Origin of the sequence: Phenylobacterium sp. (assembly GCF_035475775.1) — a bacterium.
GTDB lineage: Bacteria > Pseudomonadota > Alphaproteobacteria > Caulobacterales > Caulobacteraceae > Phenylobacterium.
Window position 1 is genome coordinate 1 of the sequence record NZ_DATIMC010000064.1, and the last position, 7,364, is coordinate 7,364.

Here is a 7,364-nt window from a genome sequence, read left to right on the forward strand (position 1 = left end):
CCACCTGGAGGAGGCGGTCTCGGCGGTCGACATCAAGCTCACCGCCGACGAGGTGAAGGCCCTCGAGGCGCCGTATGAGGCCAAGCCGGTGCTGGATCACGCGTAGGGAACCGCGGAAAACGCGGAAGGCCGCGGAACGAAGAACCACGGATCGCACGGATGCGGATCGCGTGAGTTGCGCCGAAGGCGCCTGGAAACCGGCGCGCGACACCAGGACGGCTCGCTGGCGCTCGCCGGGTTCGATCCGTGCAATCCGTGCAATCCGTGGTTCGCCTCTGATTCCCGCCTTCGCGGGAATGAGCGGAGGTCAGGAGGTGTCCGCGCCGGGGTGGGCGGCGCGCCAGCGGGCGATGACCGGCTGGCTGGCCTCATCATCCACGAGACCCAGCTCGCGGCGGATGCGTTCGATCAAGATCTCGACAGGTCGGTCGAGGAAGTCGGGCTCGTCGGCCAGCTCATCCAGCCTTTCGGTGAGATCCTGAAGCAGCGCGACGGCCTCGTCGCCGTCGTGCTCGTCCCAGATGAGACGGGTCACCCCGTTGTCGATCTTCGCTTGCGGGCGTCGACGCGGGCCTGGCGCTCGGTCTTGAGCTCTTCGACCGCCTCGCGAGCGGCGCGCTGGGCGTCGCGCACGAAACGGGCTTCCAGCGCCATCGACTGGCGGCCGCAGCGCGCTAACCGAACGCCATTGTTCCAGATTTGTTCTGAAGCTACCGTGTCACCCATTCAGCATGGGTCCCGGCGTTCGCCGGGATGAGCGGGGCGGGATGAGGCGGGACACCCTCACGGCGGGCGAGGCGCGGCGGGTGGCGCTGGGGGCGCAGGGGTTTGCGCAGGCGCGGCCGGAGGGGCCGGTCGGCAGGCGGCAGATCATGAAGCTGATCGATCGGCTGGGAGTGGTGCAGATCGATTCGGTCAACGTGGTCTCGCGCACCCACTACCTGCCGGCGTTCTCCAGGCTGGGCGCCTATCCGCGGGCGCTGCTGGAAGAGCTCGCCTGGGGCAAGCGGAAGGCGCTGATCGAGTACTGGGCGCACGAGGCCTCGCTGACGCCGGCGGCGATCCATCCCCTGCTGCGCTGGCGGATGCAGGACGCGAGCCGCGGGATCGGCACCTGGAGGGGCGTGGCGCGGTTCATCCGCGAGCGGCGCGAGTTCGTCGACCGGGTGCTGGCGGAGATCGCCGCGCGCGGGCCGCTCGCCGCCTCCGAGCTCGACATGGGCCACAAGGGCGAGGGCGGCTGGTGGGGCTGGAGCGAGGCCAAGCGCGCCGTGGAGTGCCTGTTCTGGACCGGCGAGCTGACCACCGCGACCCGGCGGGGGACCTTCGAGCGGGTCTATGGCCTGCCGGAGAAGGTGCTGCCGAAGGCGGTGCTGGCGGCGCCGACGCCGGCGCGCGACGAGGCCCAGCGCGCGCTGATCCGGATCGCGGCGCGGGCCATGGGCGTGGCCACCGCCAAGGACCTGCGCGACTACTTCCGCCTGCCGGTGGCGGGGTTCCGGGACCGCCTGGGCGAGATCGTCGAGGCGGGGGAGCTGATCCCGGTGGCGGTGAAGGGCTGGCGCGAGGCGGCCTACCTCGATCCGGCCGCGCGCCGGCCGCGGCGGGTGGAGGCGCGGGCGCTGCTCTCGCCGTTCGACAACCTGATCTGGTTCCGCGAGCGGACCGAGCGGCTGTTCGGCGTGCGCTACCGGATCGAGATCTACACGCCCTCGCACAAGCGCACCCACGGCTACTACGTGCTGCCGTTCCTGGAGGGCGAGGCGCTCACCGCCCGCGTCGACCTGAAGGCCGACCGCAAGGCGGGCGTGCTCATCGTGCAGGCGAGCCACGCCGAGCCCTGGGCCAGCGCGGCGACGCCGGTCCGGCTGGCGGCCGAGCTGAAGCTGATGGCCGGGTGGCTGGGGCTTGCGGCCGTGCGCGTGCAGCGGCGCGGCGACCTGGCGGCGGCGCTGGAAGGGGCGGCGGGAGCCTAAGAACCTCACCCGCGTCATCGCGGGGGAGGGGGACCGCGGAACGCGGTGGAGGGGGAGGCCCCATCCGCCGAGCGCGCCGCCGCCCCTTCCACCACTCCGTGGTCCCCCTCCCCCGTCTGGCTGACGGGGGAGGTTACGCCCAGCCCTCGGTGACGGCGTGGAGGCGGGCGTAGGCGCCGCCCTGCTCGACGAGGTCGGCGTGGCGGCCTTCCTCGACGATGCGGCCGTCCTCGAACACCAGGATGCGGTCGGCGCCGCGGATGGTCGAGAGCCGGTGGGCGATGACGATCGTGGTGCGCCCGACCATCAGCTCCTCCATCGCCGCCTGCACCTGCCGCTCGGTCTCCACGTCGAGCGAGGAGGTGGCCTCGTCGAGCACCAGGATCGGGGCGTCGGCCAGGAAGGCGCGGGCGATCGCCACGCGCTGGCGCTCGCCGCCCGAGAGCTTGACGCCGCGCTCGCCGACCAGCGTCCGGTAGCCGGCCGGCAGCCGGGCGATGAACTCGTGCGCGCGGGCCCGCTTGGCGGCCAGCACGATCTCGTCCTCGGTGGCGCCCGGCCGGGCGTAGGCGATGTTCTCGGCCAGGGTCCGGTGGAACAGCGCCGGATCCTGCGGCACCACGGCGATGGCGCGCCGCAGCGAGCCCTGGGTCACCTCGGCGACGTCCTGGCCGTCGATCAGGATGCGGCCGCCCTGCACGTCGTAGAGCCGCTGGATCAGCTTGACGAACGTCGACTTGCCGGCCCCGGTCGGCCCGACCAGCGCCACCCGCTCGCCGGGCGCGATGCGCAGCGAGAAGTCCTGGTAGAGCGCGCCGTCGGCCGACTTGTAGCGGAAGGTCACCCGGTCGAAGTCGATGCGGCCGAGATCGGCGACGAACGCCCGCGCCTGCGGCGCGTCGATGACCTCCGGCGTCAGGGTCGCATAGCGGGCCACGTCCTCGGTGTCGTCCATGCCGCGCTGGGTCATGCGGATGTTCTCGCCGATGTTGCGCAGGTAGCTGGTCATCAGCATGAAGGCGGTGATGACGTAGGCCACGTCGCCGGCGCGGGCCTGGCCCTTGGCCCAGAGCGAGACCAGCAGCCCGGTCATGCCGGCCTGCAGCGCGACCAGCATGACGTTGTGCAGCAGCCACAGGTCGATGAACCGGCCCCATGTGATCATCACCGAGCCCCGCCACAGCTCGGTGATCTCGCCGATGCGGCCCTCCTCGCGCGGCTCGGCGCCGAACGACTTGACCGTCGCGTTGGAGGAGATGCTGTCGGCGATCGCCCCGCCGATGCGGCTGTCCATGGCCACCGAGCGCAGGTTGGCCGGCCGGGCGTAGACCTGCGTCAGCCAGATGTTGGAGGCCACGAAGATCGCCACCATGACCGTCGCAAACAGGCCGACCAGCGGCCAGCGCAGCGCCATCATCAGGCACAGCCCGGCGAGCACCAGGAACGCCGGGCCCAGCCAGATCACCACCGCGTCGGAAACGGTGTCGTAGCCCCACATGGCGCGCGACAGCCGCCGGACCGTCGCGCCTGCGAAGTTGTCCGCATGCCAGTCGGCGGAGAAGGCCTGCACCTTGCGGAAGGCCTCGTCGACCATCTGCTTCATGTTGCGCGCGGCCAGCGGATTCCAGAACCGCATGCCGGCGTTGCGCAGCACCAGCGCCGCGCCGTAGGCGCCGACCAGCAGGCCCCAGGAGGTCCAGGCGTCGTGCCGCCGCGCCAGGCCGCCGGCCACCGCGTCCACCAGCCGGCCCGCCGCCCAGGGCACGGACAGGTCGAAGCCGATGGAGATGAGGGTGAGCACGATGGTGGCGCCCAGCAGCCAGCGTCGCCGCAGCCAGAAGCCGGCGATGAAGCCCAGCACCTGGCCATTGCTGAGCACCCGCGAATGCTGGTCGTCGGTATCCTCGTAGTGGTCGGTCATCGGAAGAGCTCGAACTCGGCGCCCCAGGGCCCGGAGCCGCAGCGGCGGTCTCGCGAAGGCGCGCTGGAACGCGACGGAATGGGATGGGCGACGCGGGGGGATTTCAGGCCCGGCGGGCCGCGGGCGCGCGGGATCGCTTCGCGGCGAGGCGGCGTAAGGCCCTGCGAAGCGGTCGGGCGGACTTAACGGTGCGGCGGCGGCCCGAGACGCGGTCGGAAGGTCTTAACAGCGAAAGCAACCATGCTGACCTCCCTGTCTGCGGCTCGAAGCGCGGGAAGCTAGGCGCGCCGGCGGGGCGGGTCAAGGCGCTCCGCCGGACGATGTCGCGCATCGGCCGCGAAGCCGCGGCGGGGGTGGCGCAAACGCCACAGGGCGGGCGGGTTCAGCCCTTGGCGGCCGCCAGGATCGGGCCGCCCTTCGGGAGCTGCAGCAGCACCGCGCTGCGCCAGGCCGGATCGCCGCCGGCGGGGAGGCGCAGGCTCTCGGGCCGCCCCCTCCAGGCGCCGAGACGAATGAGCTGGCGGACTACGTTGCGATGCGGCAGCGTCTTGCCGCGGTTCTCGCCGCGATTGACCGGCACCTGCAGGATGCGCGGATCGTAGCGCACCAGCCAGACGTCGGCGGGCCGGGGCGGGGCCGGGCCCGCGCCGATGCGGGCTTGGCCGGCCGCCAGCTCGACGGCGGGACCGCCCGCGCCGCGCTCGCCGGCGCGGAGCAGCGAACGGAACTCGCCCGGATCGGCGCCGACGCCGTCCTTGCGGCCGTTCACCACCACCTGCGGCGTGAAGACGTTGGCGTGCTTCCAGGCGCGTGCGTAGTCCCACTGGCGGGCGGTGAACTGCGGCCTGGCGAAGGTGTCCTTCCAGCCGAGGTCGTCCCAGTAGGTGACCTGGAAGGCCAGCGCCAGCACGTCGGGGCGCCCGGCGATCGCCATCAGGTTGGCGTTGGCCGGCGGGCAGGAGGAGCAGCCCTGGGCCTGGAACAGCTCCACCACCACGGGGTGGCGCGCATCGGCGGCGCGGGCCTGGCCGGCGCCGGCGGCGGCGAGGAGGAGGGCGAGGGCGAGGCGGTGGACGGGCGTCATGTGAGCCATATTCGCACGAAAGCGGCGCCTGGATGCAGCCTCGACCCGCCGGCCCGGCTGGCGCGGCTCCGCGCCCGGCCATAGAGGTGGGCGATGGCCCGCAGCGCGCCCCTGCCCGACGCCGCCCCCACCAACTGGGTGGACGCCCATGCGCCGGGCTGGGCGCGGCCGTGGCTGAAGCTCGGCCGCTTCGACCGGCCCGCCGGGATCTGGCTGCTGATGCTGCCGGGCTGGCAGGGGATCGCCCTGGAGGCCGCCATGCGGGGTGCGCCGCCGAGCCCGTGGCTGCTCCTGCTGTTCCTGCTCGGCGCGGCGCTGATGCGCGCGGCGGGCTGCGCCTACAACGATGTCGTCGATGCGGAGATCGACGCCAAGGTGGCGCGCACCGCGAGCCGGCCGATCCCGGCCGGGCAGATCAGCGTCAGGCAGGCCTGGGCGTTCGTCGCCGCCTGCTGCGCCGCCTCGTTCCTGATCCTGCTGGCGCTCAGCCCGCTCGCCCTGGCGCTGGGCGCGGGCTCGCTGCTGCTGGTCGGCGCCTATCCGTTCATGAAGCGGATCACCTGGTGGCCGCAGGCCTGGCTGGGGCTGACCTTCAACTGGGGCGCGCTGCTGGGCTTCGCCGCGGCCGGCGCGCCGTCGGCGATCTGGCTCGCGGGCCTGGCGAGCCTCGCGGGCGAGGGAACCGGCCCGATCCGCGTCGACTGGGACGCGGTCGGCAGGCTCGGGCTCCCGGCCTTGCTGCTCTACGCCTCCGGCGTCTTCTGGACGCTCGGCTACGACACCATCTATGCGATCCAGGACCTGGAGGACGATGCGCTGGCCGGGGTGAAGTCCTCGGCGCGCCGGCTGGGCGGGCGGGCGCCCCGCGCGATCGGGCTGGTCTATGTCGTCTGCGTGGTTCTCGCCTTCGCCGCCGGCTGGACGGCCGGGCTCGGCCTGCTGTTCCTGCCCTTCCTCGCGTTCTACGCCGTCCACCTTGCAATGCAGGCCCGGCGCGTGAAGACCGACCAGCCGCGGCTGGCGCTGGCGCTGTTCAATTCGAACGTCTGGGCCGCGGCGATCCTGTTCGCCGGCATCGCGCTGGGCGCGGTGCAGGTCTAGGAACCGGGGCTTCCGCGCGGTCATTCTGTCCTTCGAGGGACATCGACGGTAGACTATCGGCCATGGCAGCTGCGGCCCGCGTCGATCCGAAGCAGTTCTTCTCGCCCGAGGAGTGGGCGCCGCTCGCCCGCCGCTCGGCGTGGAAGGGGCCGGCGCTGGTGGCCCACGCCTGGGCGGTGATCTTCGCCGCCGCCGCGATGGCCGTGGTCTGGCCTATCACCATCCCGCTGGCGATCGCCATCATCGGCGCCCGCCAGCTTGGGCTGGCGATCCTGATGCACGACGCCGCCCACGCCGCGCTGCACCCGAACCTCAAGGTCAACGACTGGGTCGGCAATCACCTGACGACCGGCGACCTGGTGGCCTACCGGCCCTACCACCTGGGCCACCACAAGTACGCCCAGCAGCCGGAGGACCCCGACCTCGGCCTCTCCGCCCCGTTCCCGATCACCCGCACCTCGCTGCGGCGGAAGATCATCCGCGATCTGACCGGCCAGACCTATTACAAGCTGAAGTGGTCGGGGCTGGTGTCGCGGCTGCGCGATCGCAAGCCGGGCGAGTCCGTCTGGCCGATCCTGAAGGACGCCGTGGTGCGTCGCCGGCGGTTCTTCGGCGGCATGGTCGTGACCCTGGCGCTGACCGCGCCGTTCGGCCTGTGGTGGGTGTGGCCGGTGCTGTGGCTGGCGCCGCAGGCGACCTGGCTGCCGATGATCACCCGCCTGCGGAACATCGCCGAGCACGCCTGCGTGGCGCAGGGCGAGCCGGATCCGCTGCGCCATGCGCGCTCGACGCACGCGAGCCTCCTGGAGCGGGCGTTCCTCGCGCCCTACTACGTGAACTACCACTGCGAGCACCACATGTTCATGCATGTGCCCTGCTACCACCTGCCCCGCACCCAGCGCCTGCTGAAGGAGAAGGGCGTGCTGGATCGCATGCTGACCGCGAAGAGCTACGTCGAGGTGCTCAGGCTCGCCGCCTCGAAGCCCCAGCCGGCCCCGATCGTCGCCGCGGCGTGATCCGACCCGCGCTCGGCGATCGCCGCGCCTTCATCCTGGCGAACACCGCCCTGCAGAGCCCGCCGCACACCCCGGAGCTTCGGCTGCACCTGGCGAGCGAGATCACGCCGATCTGGAAGCTGACCGAGGAGGCGCTGGCCGCGATCGGCCTGCCGCCGCCGTTCTGGGCCTTCGCCTGGGCGGGCGGCCAGGCGCTGGCGCGCTATGTCCTCGACCACCCCGACGTGGCCGCGGGCCGGGCCGTGATCGATTTCGCCGCCGGCTCC

The 7,364-nt window shown here is 72.5% G+C and carries 8 protein-coding genes; 4 read left to right on the forward strand and 4 right to left on the reverse strand.

Annotated elements, in window-relative coordinates:
- Positions 1-307 precede the first annotated feature (307 nt).
- Both VLI41_RS07855 and VLI41_RS07860 read right to left on the reverse strand, forming a co-directional pair.
- Positions 308-535, reverse strand: a complete 228-nt coding sequence (locus VLI41_RS07855) for a hypothetical protein (protein ID WP_325267519.1) — start codon at positions 533-535, stop codon at positions 308-310.
- Positions 532-726, reverse strand: a complete 195-nt coding sequence (locus VLI41_RS07860) for a hypothetical protein (RefSeq protein ID WP_325267520.1) — start codon at positions 724-726, stop codon at positions 532-534. Before VLI41_RS07860 ends, VLI41_RS07855 begins: the two co-directional genes overlap by 4 nt.
- A gap of 41 nt (positions 727-767) precedes the next feature.
- Here VLI41_RS07860 and VLI41_RS07865 point away from each other — a divergent pair, with 41 nt between their 5' ends.
- Positions 768-1,976 (forward strand): winged helix-turn-helix domain-containing protein, encoded by a 1,209-nt coding sequence (locus VLI41_RS07865; RefSeq protein ID WP_325267521.1) that lies wholly within the window; start codon positions 768-770, stop codon positions 1,974-1,976.
- Between the two features lie 133 nt (positions 1,977-2,109).
- Here VLI41_RS07865 and VLI41_RS07870 read toward each other — a convergent pair whose 3' ends face one another.
- Both VLI41_RS07870 and VLI41_RS07875 read right to left on the reverse strand, forming a co-directional pair.
- Positions 2,110-3,897: an ABC transporter ATP-binding protein gene (locus VLI41_RS07870; protein WP_325267522.1), complete on the reverse strand. Its 1,788-nt coding sequence runs from the start codon at positions 3,895-3,897 to the stop codon at positions 2,110-2,112.
- Between the two features lie 382 nt (positions 3,898-4,279).
- Positions 4,280-4,981 carry a DUF1223 domain-containing protein gene (locus VLI41_RS07875; RefSeq protein ID WP_325267523.1) on the reverse strand — a complete coding sequence of 234 codons (702 nt, stop codon included), beginning with the start codon at positions 4,979-4,981 and terminating at the stop codon, positions 4,280-4,282.
- Between the two features lie 93 nt (positions 4,982-5,074).
- Here VLI41_RS07875 and VLI41_RS07880 point away from each other — a divergent pair, with 93 nt between their 5' ends.
- The 3 genes from VLI41_RS07880 to VLI41_RS07890 form a co-directional block, all read left to right on the forward strand.
- On the forward strand, positions 5,075-6,082 hold the full coding sequence (locus VLI41_RS07880) for a UbiA family prenyltransferase (protein ID WP_325267524.1): 1,008 nt from the start codon (positions 5,075-5,077) through the stop codon (positions 6,080-6,082).
- 62 nt (positions 6,083-6,144) lie between these two features.
- Positions 6,145-7,098, forward strand: a complete 954-nt coding sequence (locus tag VLI41_RS07885; protein ID WP_325267525.1) for a fatty acid desaturase family protein — start codon at positions 6,145-6,147, stop codon at positions 7,096-7,098.
- Positions 7,095-7,364 (forward strand): class I SAM-dependent methyltransferase (locus VLI41_RS07890; protein ID WP_414692534.1); only part of this gene is annotated, 270 nt, incomplete at its 3' end. The genes VLI41_RS07885 and VLI41_RS07890, both read left to right, overlap by 4 nt.